This is a genomic window from Oceanospirillum sediminis, assembly GCF_014164585.1.
Taxonomy (GTDB): domain Bacteria; phylum Pseudomonadota; class Gammaproteobacteria; order Pseudomonadales; family Halomonadaceae; genus Oceanospirillum; species Oceanospirillum sediminis.
The window spans coordinates 1-18,847 of the sequence record NZ_JACJFM010000050.1 but is presented as its reverse complement, the minus strand read 5'-3'; the positions used below and the strand labels follow the sequence as shown (position 1 = coordinate 18,847).

Annotated in this window: 13 protein-coding genes and 1 pseudogene; 12 read left to right on the top strand and 2 right to left on the bottom strand. The window is 46.0% G+C overall.

Going from position 1 to position 18,847, the window contains the following annotated elements; genetic code table 11:
* Positions 1–21: 21 nt before the first annotated feature.
* A complete protein-coding gene (locus H4O21_RS22125; RefSeq protein ID WP_182811315.1) occupies positions 22–705 on the bottom strand; it encodes a DNA-3-methyladenine glycosylase I in 684 nt (227 codons plus the stop codon).
* A 268-nt stretch (positions 706–973) separates the two neighbouring features.
* Here H4O21_RS22125 and H4O21_RS22120 point away from each other — a divergent pair, with 268 nt between their 5' ends.
* Positions 974–1,381, top strand: a complete 408-nt coding sequence (locus tag H4O21_RS22120) for a ketosteroid isomerase-related protein (RefSeq protein WP_182811312.1) — start codon at positions 974–976, stop codon at positions 1,379–1,381.
* A gap of 62 nt (positions 1,382–1,443) precedes the next feature.
* On the opposite strand, the gene H4O21_RS22115 is transcribed toward H4O21_RS22120, so the two are convergent.
* Entirely contained in the window at positions 1,444–1,929 is a 486-nt protein-coding gene (locus H4O21_RS22115) for an Lrp/AsnC family transcriptional regulator (RefSeq protein ID WP_220495800.1), read from the bottom strand.
* 165 nt (positions 1,930–2,094) lie between these two features.
* Here H4O21_RS22115 and H4O21_RS22110 point away from each other — a divergent pair, with 165 nt between their 5' ends.
* The 11 genes and pseudogenes from H4O21_RS22110 (at position 2,095) to H4O21_RS22060 (ending at position 18,616) form a co-directional block, all read left to right on the top strand.
* Positions 2,095–4,191: an alpha-ketoacid dehydrogenase subunit alpha/beta gene (locus H4O21_RS22110; protein WP_182811309.1), complete on the top strand. Its 2,097-nt coding sequence runs from the start codon at positions 2,095–2,097 to the stop codon at positions 4,189–4,191.
* A gap of 13 nt (positions 4,192–4,204) precedes the next feature.
* On the top strand, positions 4,205–5,812 hold the full coding sequence (locus H4O21_RS22105) for a 2-oxo acid dehydrogenase subunit E2 (RefSeq protein WP_255487421.1): 1,608 nt from the start codon (positions 4,205–4,207) through the stop codon (positions 5,810–5,812).
* 249 nt (positions 5,813–6,061) lie between these two features.
* Positions 6,062–7,327 (top strand): hypothetical protein, encoded by a 1,266-nt coding sequence (locus H4O21_RS22100; RefSeq protein ID WP_182811306.1) that lies wholly within the window; start codon positions 6,062–6,064, stop codon positions 7,325–7,327.
* Positions 7,320–9,281, top strand: coding sequence for a phospholipase D-like domain-containing protein (locus H4O21_RS22095; RefSeq protein ID WP_182811304.1), 1,962 nt, complete (start codon positions 7,320–7,322; stop codon positions 9,279–9,281). The genes H4O21_RS22100 and H4O21_RS22095 overlap by 8 nt, the downstream gene beginning before the upstream one ends.
* A gap of 1 nt (position 9,282) precedes the next feature.
* The gene (locus H4O21_RS22090; RefSeq protein WP_182811301.1) at positions 9,283–11,904 is read left to right on the top strand and encodes an SNF2-related protein; all 2,622 of its coding nucleotides are present in this window, start codon (positions 9,283–9,285) and stop codon (positions 11,902–11,904) included.
* A 412-nt stretch (positions 11,905–12,316) separates the two neighbouring features.
* Positions 12,317–12,802 carry a substrate binding domain-containing protein gene (locus H4O21_RS22085; protein ID WP_368737581.1) on the top strand — a complete coding sequence of 162 codons (486 nt, stop codon included), beginning with the start codon at positions 12,317–12,319 and terminating at the stop codon, positions 12,800–12,802.
* Positions 12,803–12,886: 84 nt separating this feature from the next.
* Positions 12,887–13,573 (top strand): annotated as a pseudogene (locus tag H4O21_RS22080) (IS3 family transposase); the annotation flags it as partial.
* A gap of 615 nt (positions 13,574–14,188) precedes the next feature.
* A complete protein-coding gene (locus tag H4O21_RS22075; RefSeq protein WP_182811293.1) occupies positions 14,189–15,106 on the top strand; it encodes a homocysteine S-methyltransferase family protein in 918 nt (305 codons plus the stop codon).
* Between the two features lie 108 nt (positions 15,107–15,214).
* Positions 15,215–16,030 carry a transporter substrate-binding domain-containing protein gene (locus H4O21_RS22070; RefSeq protein ID WP_182811291.1) on the top strand — a complete coding sequence of 272 codons (816 nt, stop codon included), beginning with the start codon at positions 15,215–15,217 and terminating at the stop codon, positions 16,028–16,030.
* A gap of 403 nt (positions 16,031–16,433) precedes the next feature.
* Positions 16,434–17,639, top strand: a complete 1,206-nt coding sequence (locus H4O21_RS22065) for a cystathionine gamma-synthase family protein (RefSeq protein ID WP_182811288.1) — start codon at positions 16,434–16,436, stop codon at positions 17,637–17,639.
* Positions 17,640–17,728: 89 nt separating this feature from the next.
* Complete coding sequence (locus H4O21_RS22060; RefSeq protein ID WP_182811285.1) at positions 17,729–18,616, top strand: LysR substrate-binding domain-containing protein; 888 nt, start codon at positions 17,729–17,731, stop codon at positions 18,614–18,616.
* Positions 18,617–18,847: the final 231 nt, after the last annotated feature.

The window sequence follows — 18,847 nt, the reverse complement described above, 5'->3', positions numbered from 1 at the left end:
AGGTAAGAAATGACCACAGGCTTACAGATAATTGTCACCTGTACTCATAGCAAGAATACGGCTGATTTGCGACAAGCTGCGACCAGACTGCTGATGCCAGGTATTAAAAGCTTCCTGAGCTTCTTTCATCGCTCTCTGACTGGTTGCACTGCTGGCAGAAACAATCTTATGGGCTTTCAGATATGCCCAGACATCCGATGAAAAAATAAACGTATCTTTACCCAGCTGTCTCAGTGCATAAGGCCCGGTATTTCCTCCCAGACGCTTGCCTCGCTTTTTCAGAAACAGCCATAATCCGACAATATCCTCTTCAGGCCACTGAGCAATAAAGTGAGCAAAAGAGCCATGCTCTGTCTGCATATCCCAGATCATCTGAGCATTATGCTTAATCGTCATCACCTTGCTCATGTTACGGATAATCCGTGTATCCTTGCCTTTCTGCTCCCATTGTTCATCACTCAGCAGCAACAGAGTCTGAGGGTCAAAATTAAAAAAGACCTCTTCAAAATCCGGCCACTTCTGCTCAACCACTCGCCAGACAAACCCTGACTGAAATACAGATTTAGAGAACTGCGCCAGATAACGACTATCATCCAGCCCGGCCAGCTGGTCTGGCGTCAGAACTTCAGGCAACAGGCTTTCCAGCTGAGCTTCTCCGCCTTTGCGCTCTGCCGCTCTCTGATAAATCAGCTCAAACTTTTCCATAACCTCTTTCCCCGACCGAATAATGTGTTACCTGTATTGTCGCGAGTATAGCAAAGATACTGTATAAAAATACAAGTATCTGAAACAGGACTTTCCTGTCTGCTCCATCTCTTCTTCTCATCCACTACTTCAGCAAATAGCTGAAAAACGACTTAACAGACTGAGGCCAATAACCGGGATAAAACGTCGCACACAGACAAAAGCTGTCACTCCGGACTTGCTATGATCATCTGTTACGTTATGTCTTTACCATTCAGAGAGTTCAGAGATGAATCAGGATACATTTAATCTGCTCCAGCAATATTACGAGGCTTTTAACCGCCAGGATATGGAGCATTTTCTGAGCCTGCTAACTGATGATGTCGTTCACGATATTAATCAGGGGACGCGGGAAACAGGCCGTGATGCCTTTGCGGCTTTTATGACACGAATGAATCGCCATTATCGTGAACAGATCGTTGATATCTCAATTACCACCAATGATACCGGTGACAGAGCGGCCGTTGAATTCAGAGTACTGGGTGAATATTTAACCACCGATGAAGGTTTACCAGAAGCTAATGGCCAGACTTATGATCTGCCTGCCGGTGCTTTCTTTGAGATCCGGTCCGGTAAAGTCGCCCGGATTACTAATTACTATAACCTGCAGGACTGGATTGAACAGGTAACCGGTTAAATCATCGTCACATAACCGGGGCGATCTGTCTGCCCGGATACCCTGAAGGTATCCGGATCAGCTTATCGGTTATTACCTTTCAATCCTTCATATAAAGGTAACTCCCTGGATATTTTTGGCTGCTTCATCGAAAAAATAGTACTGGTAGAACGAATACCATGAGCCAGTAACAGGTGTTTACTTAACAGCTCTTCATAAGAGTTCATATCCCGAGTGACAATTTTCAACAGATAATCACACTGTCCACTTACCGAATGACACTCCTGAATTTCCGGGCAATCCCTGACCACAGCCAGAAAAGATTCCAGGGTTTCCGGGTGATGATTATCCATGGATATCTGTGCGAAGGCGACAATATTCAGATTCACCTTTTCCGGCGCCAACTCAGCAGTGTAGTTCTTAATATAGCCCTCTTCTTCCAGCTTTTTCAGCCGTCTCCAGCAAGGTGCTGCAGACAGGCCAATCTGATCCGCCAGCTCACGATTGCTTAAACGTCCATTGCGTTGCAAAGCAGCAAGAATTGCCACATCAAAGTCATCAAGAATCATATGTTTCTCTGAACCTCAGTTTTGAGAAATTTCATTTCTCAATGATGTCAAATCAGTCTGTATTTAGAAAGATAATTTCTCGGACCTTTAACTAAAATTATCAAAAGATGCGAAACATTTATGCAGAAATTCTGAAAAATAAATTACAAGAAAGTGGTATTCACTATGAACCTTGCTGCTGAAAAACACGATTCTCACGCTACAGCCAGCCAGGCCGTTGACTGGGTCAACGTCAGTCGTCTGATGTTACAGTCCCGTGCATTAGATGATATTGAAGAAAAAGAACTGGTTCCCGCGAAACTGGTATTCAACCAGTTCTCTGCTCGCGGTCATGACTTTGCTCAGATCCTGCTGGGCTCTTTACTGACTCACCCACACGACGCTGCCACTGGCTACTACCGTTCTCGTCCTTTTGTGATGAGTCTGGGTATTGAACTGGATGAAGTGGTTGCTTCTCCTATGGCAAAAGCAGGTGGTTACAGCGATGGCCGTGATATCGGTGTCGTGTGCAGCTACCCGAACCCAGAGCGCAAAGGCGCGATGCTGTTCCCGATGTGTGGCGGTGTGGGCGCACAGTATTCACCGATTTCCGGCTGGGCACAGTCTATTGTCTATCAGCGTGATGAGCTGAAAGACGATAGCTACACAGGCGCTGTTGCTGTCTCTATGGGTGGTGATTCCTCAATGTCTACCAGTGGTTTCTGGGCGGCGCTGAACATTTCGACCACCAATAATCTGCCACACCTGTTCTATATCGAAGATAACGGTTACGGCATCTCAGTACCTCAGGAAGTACAGACTCCGGGTGGTGATCAGGTGGCAAACCTGGCAGCCTATAAAAACCTGAAGATTATTGATGGCGACGGTACCGATCCGGTTCAGACACCGGCGCTGATTCAGGAAGCGGTTGACTATGTACGTTCAGGTCAGGGGACCTGCCTGCTGCGCCTGAAAGTCCCTCGTCTCTGCGGCCACACTTTCCAGGATACTCAGACCTATAAATCTGAAGATTTTATTGCCGACGAACAGGCCCGTGATCCTCTGCCGAAGCTGAAAGCTCACCTGATCAGCGAAGGTATTTTCACAGAAGACAGCTGGAATCAGCTGGAACAGGAAAGCTACGACACCATTAAAGCGTCGGTTGAGCGTGGCAAGCTGCGTCCTGAGCCTGATCCGGATAATCTGACCCGTTACGTTTACGCCGAGGAAGGCCCGGTACAGCTGCGTGGTGGTCTGGCAGCCGATGGCTATCAGTTCCCACAATCCAGCCCGGTGGCGAAACCGGAAGGTGCTCGTCTGAATATGCTGACCGCGATTCGTAAGACTCTGGATTTTGAACTGGCAACCAACCCGAAAGTGCTGGTATTCGGTGAAGATGTTGGTCCTAAAGGTGGTGTACACGGCGCCACTCTGGGCCTGAACGAAAAATTCGGTGATCACAGGGTATTCGATACCAGTCTGTCAGAAGAAGGCATTATCGGTCGCTCTGTAGGTATGGCGCTGAGCGGCCTGATGCCAGTACCTGAAATTCAGTTCCGTAAGTATGCTGAGCCTGCGGCTGAGCAGCTGACCGATACCGGTATTATGCGCTGGCGCACCAACAACCAGTTTGCAGCCCCTATGGTTGTCCGCATTCCAGGTGGTTTTGCCCGCCGTGGTGATCCATGGCACTCCATGTGTGATGAGGTGGAGTGGGCACACAAAGTCGGCTGGCAGCTGGCGATGCCATCCAACGCAGAAGATGCAGTCGGCCTGTTGCGTTATGCCCTGCGTGATAACAACCCAACGATCTTCTTTGAGCACCGCACTCTGCTGGATAACAGCTGGGCCCGTCGTCCTTATCCGGGTGATGATTTTGTTATTCCATTCGGTCAGGCAAAAATCCTGCGCGAAGGTTCTAAGCTGACAGTTGTATGCTGGGGCGCTATGGTTGAACGCTGTGAAAAAGCGGCGGACAGCCTTGACCTGGATATCGAAGTGATCGACCTGCGTACACTACAACCCTGGGACAAAGAGACTGTCACTCAATCCGTAGTGAAAACCGGTCGCTGTCTGATCGTGCACGAAGATAACCGTACCGCGGGTTTCGGTGCTGAAATTGCAGCCACCCTGACAGACGAAGTGTTCTTTGATCTGGATGCACCGATTCAGCGTCTGACCATGCCTGACGTACCTAACCCTCATAACATCCATCTGCTGAACAAAGCGGTTCCGAATGAGGAACGTATTGCTGATGCGATGAAGAATCTGATCGAAATTTAATGGGGGTTGAGCAATGAGTGAATCTATTAACATTACCCTGCCAGCCGACTCTCTGGAAGGCACCACAGCCAAGGTGTCGCACTGGCTGGTGGCAGAAGGTGATCTGGTAACCCAGGGCATGCCCCTGCTGGAACTGGAAACCGACAAGGTTACTATGGAGGTCTGTGCTGAAGCGGACGGAGTAATCGCTAAAATCATGGCGATTCCGGGTGAAGATGTGGCTGAAGGTGTGACGCTGGGACTGATCTCTGGCAAAGCACCTGCTGCTGCACCTCAGCTATCAGTCGTTGAAAGTCAGGGCAGCGTACCTGCACAGGCACAGAATTCCGCCCCTGTTCAACAAGCTACAGAACTGGTCGATATTGAGCTGCCTGCCGATCAGCTGGAAGGTACTGCAGCTAAGGTAGCGGCCTGGCATGTGGAGATCGGCGCCACTGTAAAAGCCGGTGATCCTGTTATTGAACTGGAGACAGATAAGGTCACAATGGAGATCACTGCTCCGGCTGATGGTGTACTGATGGTGAAATCCCGTCAGATTGGTGAAGAAGTAGAAGCGGGTAGTATCCTGGGTCAGCTACAGGCTGTTAATGCCTCTGCACCTGCAATGGCTCCGGTGGCTGCCGTTGCCTCTGTAGCCCATGCCGTACCTGTTACTACGGCTCCAGTGGCGGTTACTCCGGCAGTATCCGGTGAACGCAGCGCCCGTCATCTGATCGGCCCGGTGGTTCGTCGCCTGCTGAAAGAACATCAGCTGAATATTGACCTGATCACAGGCAGTGGTCGCGGCGGTCGTGTGACCCGTGATGATGTTCTGGCCTATCTGAAATCACCTCAGGCTCAACAAGCGGCTCAGGTCGTCGCAGTACCCACGCCTGCGAAACCTGTTGCTCCGGTTACTGCCCCTCAGGCCAGTTCAGATATTCCGAGCCGTATGGTGCCTCATACTTCAATGCGCAAGGCCATTGCCAATCACATGGTCGATAGCCTGCTGCACACATCACCTCATGTGACCAGTGTGTTTGAAATGGATATGGGCAATATCATTGAGCACCGTAAACAGTGCAAGATGGGCTTTAATGAAGCCGGTGTAAACCTGACGTTTACCGCCTACTTCCTGTCTGCAGCCGCTAAAGCGATGGAAACCGTACCGGCTGTCAATGCCCGTTTCCACGAAGAAGCGCTGGAAATTTTTGAGGACGTTAATATCGGTGTCGGCACGGCTCTGGGCGATGATGGTCTGGTCGTACCTGTAGTGAGAAAAGTACAGGACATGAACCTGTTCCAGATTGCCACAGCACTGCAGCAGCAAACAGAAAGAGCACGCTCAGGCAAACTGACAGCAGCAGATATGAAAGGTGGCACCTTCACCATTTCTAACCACGGCGTCAGCGGTAGCCTGTTTGCTACACCGATTATTATCAATCAGCCTCAGGTGGCTATTCTGGGCATTGGTAAACTGGAAAAGCGTGTGGTGGTTGAAACCATCAATGGCGAAGACGAGATGCGCATTCGTCCGAAATGCTATGTTTCTCTGAGTATTGATCACCGGGCGCTGGATGCATTCCAGACCAACCTGTTCCTGAGCCGTTTTGTTGAAATTATCGAAAATTGGGGCCAGTAAGTAATCTTCTCTCAACAGAGATCTAACAGGAGGGTAAGCACAACCCTCCTGTAATGAATAACACCCCAACTGTCGTAATATTATCACCTACCAGATTATCGCCTCCAACAGTATATCTTCGACCGTGTCAACCACCTGAAATGTAGCATTTAGATAATATCTTCTTACATCATCTTTCCAGGTTAATTAAACTACATTGCAAACCTTTCTCATCTTTCAAAACATATTTTACAGCCAAAGGAATGTTCTATGCTGTGGGGATTATCAGGGCCTGAAAAAGTAGTATCTCAAAGGCGGACAAGAACACTAGGGCTAAGCTCAGTGGTTCGAAGATTTAATGATCTGGCAGTACCCCAGTTAGGTAGTGTCAGACATGTGAAGACCGTTTTTTTGGCATGCCTGGGTATAGGTATCGCTAAGGAAGCAAGAAAAGAAGGCCTAAATGTCAGTAATATTCAGGTCACTAATGCTATTGAAGCCTTAGCCTGCTTTTTAGCTTATGAGAGCAATGGCTGGCAGTCTGATGAACGTCTACGAGGGAGTACCAAGTTACAGGGGCAAAAAGATCTATCCTATAAGGCGTTCAGTGCTAATAATATCTATGTTACTCAGCCAATGCGTATGAGTACTGTACAGGCCCTGCCTGGTTTGGGGTTGGTTGAATCAACAGGTGAACGTTTTAATAGCTTTACTTTAAGCCAACAGGGACAAGATTTTATTGATGCTGGTTGTGTTGATCTAAGCTGCGACCGTTTGAAAATTCAAAAGTACTTAATCAATTGGGTGCTGGGTGAATATAAACATAAATGTTTGCCAGTGAATCGACCTGGTTTAATCAAAGCACTGTCTCCTTTAGTTCGCCTCAATGACCAGGCTTTAAATATCTTTAAACAAGCTCTTTTAAGTGGAGCACCGGACGCAGTTTCACGGCGACGGGGAGTTCTTGATTGGGTGGCATCTGCCAAACCTAGTGAACCTGACTTATGGCAAAACCCCGGTTGTATCGAGACCGAACACTTTAAGGATCTGCAAAGCGGTGCCCTTTTCTTTTTATTACGTGATAAAGCGCTTGATCTGTTAAACGTGATTGAAGCAGAGATCGGTCTGCTTAATCCCTGTCAGCTTGATTTAAACCAAGTGCTCTCAAGTGATATCAAAACCGTACTTACTGCTCTGAAAGAGGCTGCAGAAAAGTTTTTAAGCCTGGAGCATGACCCCATTGCTAACAAAGCTGCGACAAAGTTTGCTCAGGCCTGTGCATCTCCCAGTGAGCAGGAGGTAATCCGGTATCTGGTTGCACGGGACAATGTGGTTCTGCGTAACCGTGGCGACCTGATTGTTCCAGCTCAGGCATTTGGTAAACCGGATAGTGTTGAGTCTGATGATGAGGAAGTGCATAAACGTTTGTTCCCCAGCGGGATCTCTTTCAGGGTTTGGAATATGTATGTATTAAACCTTGATTTTGAAAATCGATTAGATACTTGGTTAGACAAGGAAGAAGCCCCAGATGAGTAAGCAAATAGCACCGTCTTTAGTCAGTTATTTTACCCCGCCAGAAGGGCAGAAAGGTGAGTTTGGCTTGATCACAGGGTATTCTGCTGACAGTGACTTTTTCAATGATGCACTGGAAAAGTTCACCCTGAATATACAGGCGCAAAGAGCCCGTGAAGGCAGTGGATCTCTTGCCTTGATGTTGGACCCTAACCACCCTCAAATCTCCATGACTAATTGTTATGGGCTTTTACATCTCCCCCTTAAGCGTGAGACATCTAAATCCTTTAATCTATTACATGCCAAAGTGGCTATTTTGCTGTTTAAAGGGATTGAAACAGATGACTATAGTGCTCGTTTAATTGTTTCTACCGGTAACTGGACCCGACAAACTCTGGAAGACAGCTTGGACCTTGTCTGGTCAATTGATTTGGCTTTTGATCAGCCGGATGAGCAAAACAGTACGGATTTTGCTGCGGCTTACAGGTTTTTGACCCATACCTTGAGTCATTTTGATAGCCATATTTTTAATGCAAGCAACTCTCAAGGTGCCGTGTCTGTAACACAGTCACGTTTTGAACAATTCCACCAGCTATTGGATAGCGTAAAAGCGGTAGAAGGTTTTAAACCGCGCTTTTTTGATAACAGGCAGTCTTCATTATTATCACAGCTGGCGGATCAGGTTGCAGAGCATGCTGGAAGCAAAAAACGAAATTATCTGGCTTTGGGGTCAGGTTTCTATCAGGGAGGAGAGAAAACGGGTGAAGTACCTTCTGTAATTGCTGATATACATTCCCATTTGTCAGAGCATGGCTTGTTAACTAAAAGCGCCGAAAAAGATATTGTTGTTAACCCTAAAGGGTGTCAGGCGATTGCTGCGAATCTTGAGAGCCTTCAAGAAGCCGGCTGGGGTGTTTTATCTGCTTATGATCCTGTTTATAAGAATAATCCAGCAGCCCGTGACTTACATGCCAAGTTTATTTTTTCCGCTAAAGAGGTTTCCGATCAGGATGAGTGTAAGCGTCCATGGATTTACCTGGGATCAGGGAATTTAACGGGCCCTGGCTTTAAGCAGAAAGCGTCCCCTTCAGGAGGCAATCTTGAAGCTGGAGTGGTATTTGCTCCTCAGGGGCTGACATGGTTTGGTAATGAAGATCCTGAAAGCTGTATCAGTAATCAGCTACCTATTTCCTGGGAGGATGGGCAATATATTGAAGAGTCTATATCTCTGGCTGTGGGCAGTGATATGCAGGAGCATGATTCTCTCTATATCGCTTCACCTATCGCTTATTTCTGTATTAAAGAAACGCTGGACGATAAATTTGTTTTAAAACCTAATGCACCTTTAACCAGTGATTTGACCTTTTCCGATGTAGCTCCTGAGAAATATGAGCAGGTTAATGAACAGGAACTGCATTGGTTTGATAAACAACCCAGACAACTTACGCTGTGCTGGCAGCATAATGGTACCGACCATAAAGAACTGATCCCTGTTATTGATGAATATGGTCGCATTGCAGCCAGTGAATTGCCTGAGTTAGATCTGGATGATGCCTGGCACGTGTTCAGTTCATTCCCATTATTGCCTGCGGATGAAGGTGAAGAAGGTGTGGGCGAGCGGGATATGGGCGAAATGTCCCAAACTGATAGTGTCGCTAGCCCGAAAAAGAGTTATTACATCAATCGCATGATGTCATTGATTGAGTTAATTGCTGAAAAACAAACATCAGTACCTCAAAAAGACTGGTCTCAATGGTGTACACGTTTGGAGCAAACCTTTGAGCAGCTAAAAAGTGATGAAATATTTGCTTTCTTTAAGGGGATAGAGATCAACCCTTTATCACCTTTGTGGGAGAGCCCTTTCAGGCCTGTATATGCCGAAAATGCAAAGACAGATGAAGGCCTGGGCTATGACCTATTACTCAAACGGCTGGAAGAGAAACTCGGGCTTGAAACGTTAGCAAAATTAGGACGATAAAATGAGTTTTAAGGGATGGGAAAAAGTTTCCAAACATGTGTTAAAAACACTGGAGAGTAATGACAGGCTTAATGCCGGTCAAAAACGCAGTGTGCATAGCCTGGTTAAAAGAATACCTGAGTCAGGCGTTATTATTGCTGATGAAGTCGGAATGGGTAAAACCCGTATAGCTGTTGAGCTGATTCGTGCTGTGAAGAAAGCCGGTGGCCGGGTTTTAGTTGTAGTGCCAACAACATTGGGCTTTCAGTGGCAAGGTGAGTTGAATGACAGGGCTAAGGACCTTGCTCCGAAGACTGTGATAAAAAGCTTGTGGGGATTTCTTGCTGCATATGAAAGCAAGGAGAAAGCTGAGCCCTGGGATAAAGAGAAGGTTGTTATTTTATCGCAAAATTTTGCTAGTTGGCGTATGGGAGCTAGTTCTAGCTCAAGCCGATGGGCGCTGTTACCTGAGATCTATGCCCAATGGCGTAAAAAAATAGATTTAAAAAAACGTCTGCCCAATGGCTATTACTCTCATAATGACTTGGTATCAAATAGAGCTAAGGTCTGTGCTGAACACATAGTTGATGGTGCTAAGGATCTTCCTGAAGATCATGTTGTGAAAGAAACGCTTGATTTTATTGGAGAGAATTTTAGTTGGGGTAAAAACTCTTTTGGAGGTGATAGTTTCTCCTCCGGTAGTGAAAACCGCGATCTATTAGAAAAGGCCGTTGGCCTTGGCTTGGGTGAGTTTGATCTGATAGTTATTGATGAGGCGCATAAGAGCAGGAGCGAAGACAGTAGCCTCAGCACAATTTTAAACCGTATCGCGATTAAATCAGTCCACGCCAGACACCTTGCTATGACAGCTACACCTGTTGAATTAGGGGTTGGGCAATGGAGAGATATGCTGAACCGCATTGAGTTGGACCCTGCTAAACAAGAGCACATTCTGGAGTCTGTACAGGAATATGCTCAGGCAGTTACCAGGCTTAAACAAAGCTGGCGTGCCGACGAAAAAGGGCGTGAGGATTTTAAACACGCAGCTAAGCAGTTTGAAGCGGCTTTATCACCTTATCTATTAAGACGTGACAAACGTCAGGATGAAACCATTCAGAAGTTCCATAAGGAATCGGGCTTATCAATCAATGGCTACAGAAAGGAAACCCCCGTTAATGTAGAAATTAAGACCTTGTCTGCTGAATGGAAGAGAATTGTCTGTGCCGTTGAAGGGTTGTCTGCATCATCCAGTATGCAGACCGATTCCACATCAAAGCGAGCCCGACTGACATTGGCTAATGGCCATGGTATTGCAGGCATTATTGATAAGTCTTTAAACGCTTCAGGAGTCTCAGGGGAAGATGAGGCACTTGAAACAGATGAGCAGGCACTGACGGATAAAAAGGCTCAGCGGCAGGCCTGGTGGAAGTCTTGTATTGCGAATGCATTTGATAGCGGAGAGGAATCGCTATACAAGCATCCGGCAATTTTAAAGGTGATTGAAGAAATTGAGCAGGATTTGTCCAATGGTCAGAAGGTTTTGGTCTTTGGCAAAATGACCCGACCTATGCGGGCATTGGTGAATTTACTTAATGCACGGGCCATGCTGATAAGCTTAAAAGAAGAGCGTTATTGGCCTCAGAGTAAGATTCATATGGGCGATGGTGAGCACAATATTGAATCTGAAGTTAAGGCCGTTGAGATCGCCCTTAAGCAGTTAGAGCTAGAATGGGATGTTGAAAAAGTTAATCAGCTTTTAGCACAACAATATAACAAAAACAGTCGCCAGGTTGATAAAGCAAAAGAGGATCTGTTAGACCGGATAGAGCTGGCGCGGAATCAATTGGATGTCCGGACTGGCCAACTTTTTGATGCCTTTAAAACCTCGGTAAATAATCAGCAAGATCAGGAGAAAAATTGCTTAACGCCGTTTGCCAATGCCATTTTCGAGTTAATTGATAAAGAGGGTTTGGACTTTACCCCAGAAGAGTTAGCAACTGGTTTCAATGACCTTATGAATGTTGTAACGGCAAAGCATGAGGGCGATGAAAATGGTGATGGCGAGTTGGATGCGGAAGAAGCCAGAGATCTGTGGCCAACCATTGAAGAGCGTGTGATCACTGAGTTTGCTCATGTGCGTGGCGGAATGGCAAGGCTAATGTATGGTGGTACAGCAGCTCATAGTCGCAGAGTGATGCAAATGGGCTTTAACCGCCAGCACAGTAACCCCAAGGTTATTGTGGCTCAATCTGTAGTAGGCCGGGAAGGCCTGAATCTGCATCAGGCATGTCGGGTAGTGTATCTATTACATCCTGAATGGAACCCCGGTGTGGTTGAACAACAGATTGGACGTATTGATCGCTTAGGCTCTCGCTGGGAAAAAGAGTTTGAGATCTATCAAGCTGATAAAGATACATTGGCAGAACAGAGTAAAACAGAGCTGCCATTCATTGAAATAAAACCAGTTATTTTCAAAGGCACTTATGATGAATACAACTGGCAAGTGCTGGATGCAAGATGGGATGAACTGCGTTCACAACTGCACGGTATAATTTTGCCTGAATCTGAGAGGACGAAAGGATTTGAAGCTATTTATGACCAGTTGTGTGCTGCTGCACCAGATTTTTCGAAACCATTACCTTAGCTGCAATAACCGAGACATGATCTGAAACAACTACGGCATGTTTTTGTCAATCAATGTGCTCAGCAGGGCCACACGGGGCAGCCTCCCATGAATAGGAGAAACTACAATACAGCTATAAACATCAGCAATTAGAGATGCAAATATTAGTAAGAAAACCATATACGGATTCAGAACACTGAGCTAATCAGGTTATCTGTCTTAACAAACGTAGGCCGCTAACCCAGCGACCCGGGCCTGCTCTGCTACAATCTGATAATTCATATCAAGATCCCCATCACGATCATTCTTGAGGTAGCAAGATAAACGCTCAGTCACGGGTTTAACAGCAGGGAAACAAAAGGTATCAACGGACTGCAGAAAGTCCGGTTGCGAAGTCGGAGGTTATATTGGTGAATAGATTATCGCACGTTACGTGGCCGACTTTATGGCCCTTTATCCTGATGTGAGAGTCAACCTGGATTTCAGTAGCCACAGGGTTGACCTGATTGAGGATGAATTTGATATCGCTTTTCGGATGGGCAATCTGGAAGATGCCGGTTTTGTTGCCAGACCGCTTATGGATATCGAAATTGTTACCCTGGCCAGCCCGGCTTATATTCAGCGCTCAGGCTCACCAGATCACCCCAGAGATCTGATTCAGCATCGCTGCCTGACAGGCTCGGTCAGACGCTGGAGCTTTCAGTCAGTGCAGAACCCTGAACAGCAGCAGGATATTACGATTGATGGTTATCTGGAAAGTAAGAATGGGCAACCTCTGGTCGCCGGTGCTCTGGCAGGCAATGGCATCATCCGGGTCCCTCTGATGTATTGCCAGCAAGCGGTTACAGAAGGCCTGCTGGTGAGGTTACTCAGTGACTGGAAAGTGAGGTGGTCTAATAGATGTAACCAGTCCAGTTAAGGATAATTTCATTAACTGGAGAGAAAATAATGGCCAGAAAAAGTTACACCAAAGAATTTAAGCGGGATGCCATTTCATTGGTACTCGAACAGGATTATAAAGTCGCTGGCAGATCATCACTATCCGGTCAGTCGGGGTGAGGCCCGTCGCCTGATGAAAGCGGCAAAAGTGGAAGTCAGGCAGCGCAAGAAGTTCAGGGTAACCACCAACAGTGAACATAATAAGCAGGTCTACGATAATGTTCTGGACAGACATTTTCGGGTTGAGAATCCCAATCAGGCTTATGTCGGAGATATTACTTATATCTGGACAAATGAAGGCTGGTTGTATCTGGCCGTTATCATCGATCTGTACTCACGCAAAGTGGTTGGCTGGAGTATGGATAAGCGGATGACCGCTCGATTAGTCTGTGATGCACTGACAATGGCTATCTGGCGAAGGAAACCAGCGCAAGGGCTGATTATTCATTCAGATCAGGGATCACAGTATGCCAGTCATGCGTACCGAAGGCTGATAGATAAGAATGGTTTTACAGGTAGTATGAGTCGTAAAGGAAACTGCTGGGATAATGCTGTTGCTGAGAGTTTCTTCGGCACATTGAAGCAGGAGCGGGTACAGTGGCGTCATTATCAAACCCGGCAAGAAGCCATAGCGGATATACGGGAGTATATCGTAATGTATTACAACGAAAAGCGACTTCACTCATATCTGGGTTATATGAGCCCTAATGACTGTGAACGGGAATTTTATCGACTACAGGAAGCCGCTTAACTGGACTGGTAGTATTTGCTTGACCACGTCACGTCATCTATTCCCCCTTACGAATGAAGTGCCTGCATAAAAATTTTTCGATATTTATAACTTTTGCCTCTCAGGCCACTAGCCGGAGGTAATAAATACTTATATTGAAGTACTTATTAGCTCTCAAAACTTAGCGCAAATCAGGCTAAACGCTTTGGTATATCTCATAAAATGATATCTTTCATTGATGGAAAGCCTTCCTCTGGCAGGAAACATTAACTTGAATTGGCAGGAAAAGGGGGGGGTTTACGTATTTTTTACACTCTGAAAAATAGCCTTGACGTAGTTATTCAAATTAACACCAACATCATTCAGGCATTAATATATTAATTGAAAGACAATGCTTTTTTAATGGGAAAACTCTTTTAATTCGATACCCTTATAAACTTATATGCATTACGTTGGTTTTTAGCAGCTTTTACATATTACAAAAATATTTTATTTTATTAATATTGACAGGTGTATTGTTGATCTGACATACGTTCGAATAAATATACTACGCTATGTTATTGCCTTCAGATAAATGCGGTATCGTTTTGATGGGGCAATATTTGTTTCAGGCCTTAGTTCTAAGGAATACTTATTGTGAGCAGTTTTAACATCACTATTCTTGATGGTGGCATGGGGCGGGAACTTGAACGTCGCGGCGCCCCTTTTCAACAACCAGAGTGGTCCGCACTGGCTATGATAGAAGCACCGGACATTGTAAAAGAAGTCCACAAAGACTTTATACGCAGTGGTGCCCGGGTAATTACTACCAACAGTTATGCTCTGGTACCTTTTCACATTGGTGAAACCCGTTTTGCGGAACAGGGCAAATCTTTAGCTCAATCTGCAGTGAGAGAAGCCCGTGCCGCAGTACAAGAAAGTGGTGAAAGTGTTCTGGTTGCGGGCTCTATCCCCCCTCTTTTTGGTTCCTATCGTGCGGATCTGTATCAGGCTGATAAGGTCATTGATATCGCGACACCTCTGGTTGAAGCTCTGTCAGCAGATATCGATCTGTGGTTGTGTGAAACGCAAAGCCTGGTTGCTGAAGCTTGTAGTATCAAAACCATTATTGATCAGCATAATCCACAGAATAAACCGGTTTGGTTATCTTTTACTCTGGAAGATTCTGAGCCGACAGAGACGCCATTACTGCGTTCCGGTGAAACCGTAGCCGAGGCGGTGACTACTATGGCTAAGGCAGGAGTCAGTGCGATCCTGTTTAACTGTAGCCAGCCGGAAACCATTTCTGATGCGATTGTCGTGGCCCGTCAGACGCTGGATGATTTGCAGCTGAGGGGTATTCGAATTGGTGCTTATGCCAATGCTTTCCCGCCACAGCCAAAAGATGCCACCGCTAATGATGGATTGGATGAACTGCGTGCTGACCTGACGCCACAGTCTTATCTGGAATGGGCAAAACAGTGGCAATCGCAAGGGGCTAGTTTAATTGGTGGCTGTTGTGGTATTGGCCCTGAGCATATCGCTCAATTATCAAAACATCTGACGTCAGTTTAAGCACCCTCTTCCACTTTATTGCAGGACAAAACATCCGATCATTGCCTCTTATGGGGAGGGAGCATCGTCGCTGAATATTTTGTTCTGTCATTTTTAAGGACTTTTAACATGAAAAAATTACTGAAAAACGTGTTGCTGAGCACAACTCTGATGGGGACTGCCTTAACATCTGTTTCAGTTCAAGCGGCTACAGATAACTCTGCGATCAATAAAATTCAGGAAACGGGTGAGCTAAGAGTCTGTTTTGAAGCGGGTTATGTGCCCTTCGAAATGAAGGCAAAAAATGGTCAGTTTATCGGTTTTGATATTGATATTGCCAGGCATATGGCCCGTTCCATGAAAGTTAAGTTTGTGCCGGTAAATACGGCCTGGGACGGTATTATCCCTGCTCTACAAACCGGTAAATGTGAAGTGATTATCGGTGGCATGACGGTGACGCCGCTGCGTAATCTTCAGGTGCTATTTTCTGATCCGTACCTGGAAATCGGTCAAACGGTACTGCTATCGCCTGAGTTAAAAGGGGTAGTGAAGAGCTATAGAGATCTGAATGACCCTAAATATACGATCTCATCTCAGTTAGGCACAACAGGTGCAGAGGCTGCGCAGAAGTATCTGCCAAAGGCAACCCTGAATCTGTTTGAAACCTCTGCAGACGCAGCGCTTCAGGTTAAGAATGGCAAGGCAGACGCCTTTGTGTATGATCTGCCCTATAACGCGATCTATGCTGCAGAGCACAAAGATAGTGTATTTCACCTCAACACTCCATTCACCTATGAGCCTTTGGGCTGGGCAGTACGTCACGACAGCGTAACCTTTGTTAACTTTTTGAATAACTATCTGAAACGTATTAAAGGTGATGGCACTTACCAGCGTATCTATAGTAAATGGTTTGAGTCTCATACCTGGATGAAAAATATCCAGTAATACACGTTGAAAACAGAATAAGAAAAAGCCGGTTTGATACCGGCTTTTTATGCTTCCCATGAGACTTAATAGATATGTTATCAACTCATTCTGGCTACATGTTAATAAAATTTTTTATCTAATGGCTATATGACTATTCTGGCGCTGAAATGTTCTTTGCTTATTGATTTCGATCGAATATGCCGTTTATTACGGTGTAAGGCATTAAAAAATAATACCCTTAGGGGTGTATTGCATCGTTACTGAACTTTGTCCATTTTCGCTATATTGGAACCGAAAAAGTTCAAGGATCGAAATAAAACTTCAGGGCAAGACTCATCACATTTTCAGGTTCTCAGGGAGGAAACTATCAAACCCTTGTTGTCTTGCGATGTTTTTAGAACGGTATGAGGTAGTCGCATTTATGAAGATTGAAAAAAAGGCAACGGGCCTGGCTTTGAAAGGTGATAGCACCAGGGTGGTATGGGGTGGAGAGCAAGAAAACCTCCCTTATCGGGCGACTCAAGTGCCGATTGTCACCAGTGCCGCTTATGCCTATAACGATATTGATGTCTGGCATGATGTGGCTCAGGGGGAGGAACCGGGCTTTATCTATAGCCGTATGTCGAATCCTACAGTGGAAGCGCTGGAGCAGAAGTTGTGCGAGCTTGAATCGGCCGAGTCCGCAGTCGCCTTCAGCAGTGGTATGGCGGTGATCAGCAGTGTGTTGTACAGTTTTTTATCTCAGGGGAAGCGGGTCGTTTCAACCCGTGATAGCTATGGTGGGACCAATAAAATCTTTGAAGAATTTTTACCGCGTATGGGGGTTGATGTTTGTCTGTGTGAAACCACTAACTATGCTGAAATTGAACATGAAATTTTACAGGGTTGCGATGTTGTTTATCTGGAAACTCCCACCAACCCAACCCTTAAAATATTGGACCTTGCCCGTTTAACTCAGGCTGCTAAACAGGTTGGAGCATTGGTGATTGCGGACAACACTTTTGCGACACCACTAAACCAGAATCCCCTGTTGTTTGGGGTGGATATTGTTCTGCATAGTGCAACCAAGTTTTTAAGTGGGCATGGTGATGTTATGGGAGGGATCGCTTGCGGTGAAGAGTCTTTGATCAACCAGGTGCGTCATTACCGAGAGATTAATGGTGCGGCACTTGATCCTTTTTCGGCCTTTTTAATTCTCAGAGGGATTAAAACGCTGGCATTAAGAGTGCGGCAGCAGCAGGCCAATGCCTTAGCGATTGCAGAGTTCCTACTAAACGAGCCTTTGGTCGAAACAGTCAATTATCCCGGTTTACCATCACATCCGAATTATGATATTGCCTGTGAACAAATGCGTGGTTTTGGGGCGATTGTTAGTTTTGTGTTACGGGGTGGTATGCCAATGGTGACTGAGCTGCTACCACAACTGCATTATGCTCATTGCGCTGGAAACCTTGGAGCAGTAGAGACCATTTATGGTCCGGCAAGAACGACCAGTCATGTGGAAAATACCTTAGAGGAACGTCGGGCTCTGGGTATTTCGGAAGGTCTGGTTCGTATCTCGGTGGGTATTGAAGATAGTGAAGATTTGATTGCTGATCTGCAACAAGCATTTACTTATATCCGGTAGTTATAATTGCCATCACTGTAATACTATTTTTTGTTTCAGGCTTTGCTATCCTTTCGTCTATGCAATCTGAGAAATACACAGGTCTCTCAATGAGTCAGAAAACTTTACCGCCTTTAAACTGGTTACGTACTTTCGAGGTTTCCGCACGCTATCTGAACTTTACCCGGGCGGCAGAAGAGCTATGTATTACTCAAGGGGCCGTCAGTCAGCAGATACGTCTACTGGAAGAGCATGTAGGAGTGACTCTGTTTACCCGTCTGCCCAGAGGATTGGCACTGACAGAAGAGGGGCAGTCTTATTTGCCAGTGGTGCAGGATGCAATATCGCGGTTAGCTGCTGCTACCAGTGAACTGTTTTCCACACAAGAGCGTCAACCGGTGCGAATAAAAGGTAGTTTATCTTTCTTTGTTCTCTGGCTGGCACCAAAAATAAAAGCGTTTAAAACGGTGTACCCCCAGATAAATATTCGCTATATCAGTAGCCTTTGGGTAAAGGATATGGATGATGTATACGATGCTGAGATTCGTTGGGGTAGTGGCCACTGGCCAGGGCTTGAAGCCCATAGGCTAACACAGGATACGCTCTTTCCCGTATGTTCACCTGAGTTTCTGTCTGAAACGGCAATAGAAACACCTGCAGACCTTTTGAATCAAACGCTATTGCATGTATTAGGCTATGAAGAGGGATGGGGGTATTGGCTCTCTATGGCAGGGGAGAATAGTGTTGATCTATCTCCAGGCATGCAGCTGGATACGCTGGTTTCTGCTATGAGTCTGGCTGAATCAGGTGTGGGTATTGCATTAGCACGATCTTCGATGGTAGGAAAAATGCTGGAAGAAGGCCGTTTGGTGGAGTTATGCGATCATCGCATTCCTGCCAGTGAATCTTTTTATGCTGTGAAGCGGGCCGGAGAAGTATTGCGCCCTGATGCCGAACTGTTTTTTTCCTGGTTAGTGGGTCAGGTACATCAAAGGTAATCAGCGAGCTTATGCGAGTGACAATCTTTCCTGATTAATAGTAGCAATACTGGTGCAGCAGGCAGCACCAGCACAGAACTCTGCTATTCAAAAAAGTTTCAGAACCTCAGGCGTTAAAGGAACAACATATATAAGCAGTGTCACTGCTGTCCGGTTAAATATAAACCAGTTCCATTGACAGCTGATCGGGGGCTTCTGGAGGTGATGAATATCCAGCTGAATCAGGGTGGA

What these genes read in the sequence shown, in the direction of transcription:
- H4O21_RS22120 (WP_182811312.1), top strand. Translation starts at nt 974, where the DNA reads ATGAATCAGGATACATTTAATCTGCTCCAGCAATATTACGAGGCTTTT.
- H4O21_RS22090 (WP_182811301.1), top strand. Translation starts at nt 9,283, where the DNA reads ATGAGTTTTAAGGGATGGGAAAAAGTTTCCAAACATGTGTTAAAAACA.
- H4O21_RS22105 (WP_255487421.1), top strand. Translation starts at nt 4,205, where the DNA reads ATGAGTGAATCTATTAACATTACCCTGCCAGCCGACTCTCTGGAAGGC.
- H4O21_RS22115 (WP_220495800.1), bottom strand. Translation starts at nt 1,929, where the DNA reads ATGATTCTTGATGACTTTGATGTGGCAATTCTTGCTGCTTTGCAACGC.
- H4O21_RS22065 (WP_182811288.1), top strand. Translation starts at nt 16,434, where the DNA reads ATGAAGATTGAAAAAAAGGCAACGGGCCTGGCTTTGAAAGGTGATAGC.
- H4O21_RS22100 (WP_182811306.1), top strand. Translation starts at nt 6,062, where the DNA reads ATGCTGTGGGGATTATCAGGGCCTGAAAAAGTAGTATCTCAAAGGCGG.
- H4O21_RS22070 (WP_182811291.1), top strand. Translation starts at nt 15,215, where the DNA reads ATGAAAAAATTACTGAAAAACGTGTTGCTGAGCACAACTCTGATGGGG.
- H4O21_RS22125 (WP_182811315.1), bottom strand. Translation starts at nt 705, where the DNA reads ATGGAAAAGTTTGAGCTGATTTATCAGAGAGCGGCAGAGCGCAAAGGC.
- H4O21_RS22060 (WP_182811285.1), top strand. Translation starts at nt 17,729, where the DNA reads ATGAGTCAGAAAACTTTACCGCCTTTAAACTGGTTACGTACTTTCGAG.
- H4O21_RS22095 (WP_182811304.1), top strand. Translation starts at nt 7,320, where the DNA reads ATGAGTAAGCAAATAGCACCGTCTTTAGTCAGTTATTTTACCCCGCCA.
- H4O21_RS22110 (WP_182811309.1), top strand. Translation starts at nt 2,095, where the DNA reads ATGAACCTTGCTGCTGAAAAACACGATTCTCACGCTACAGCCAGCCAG.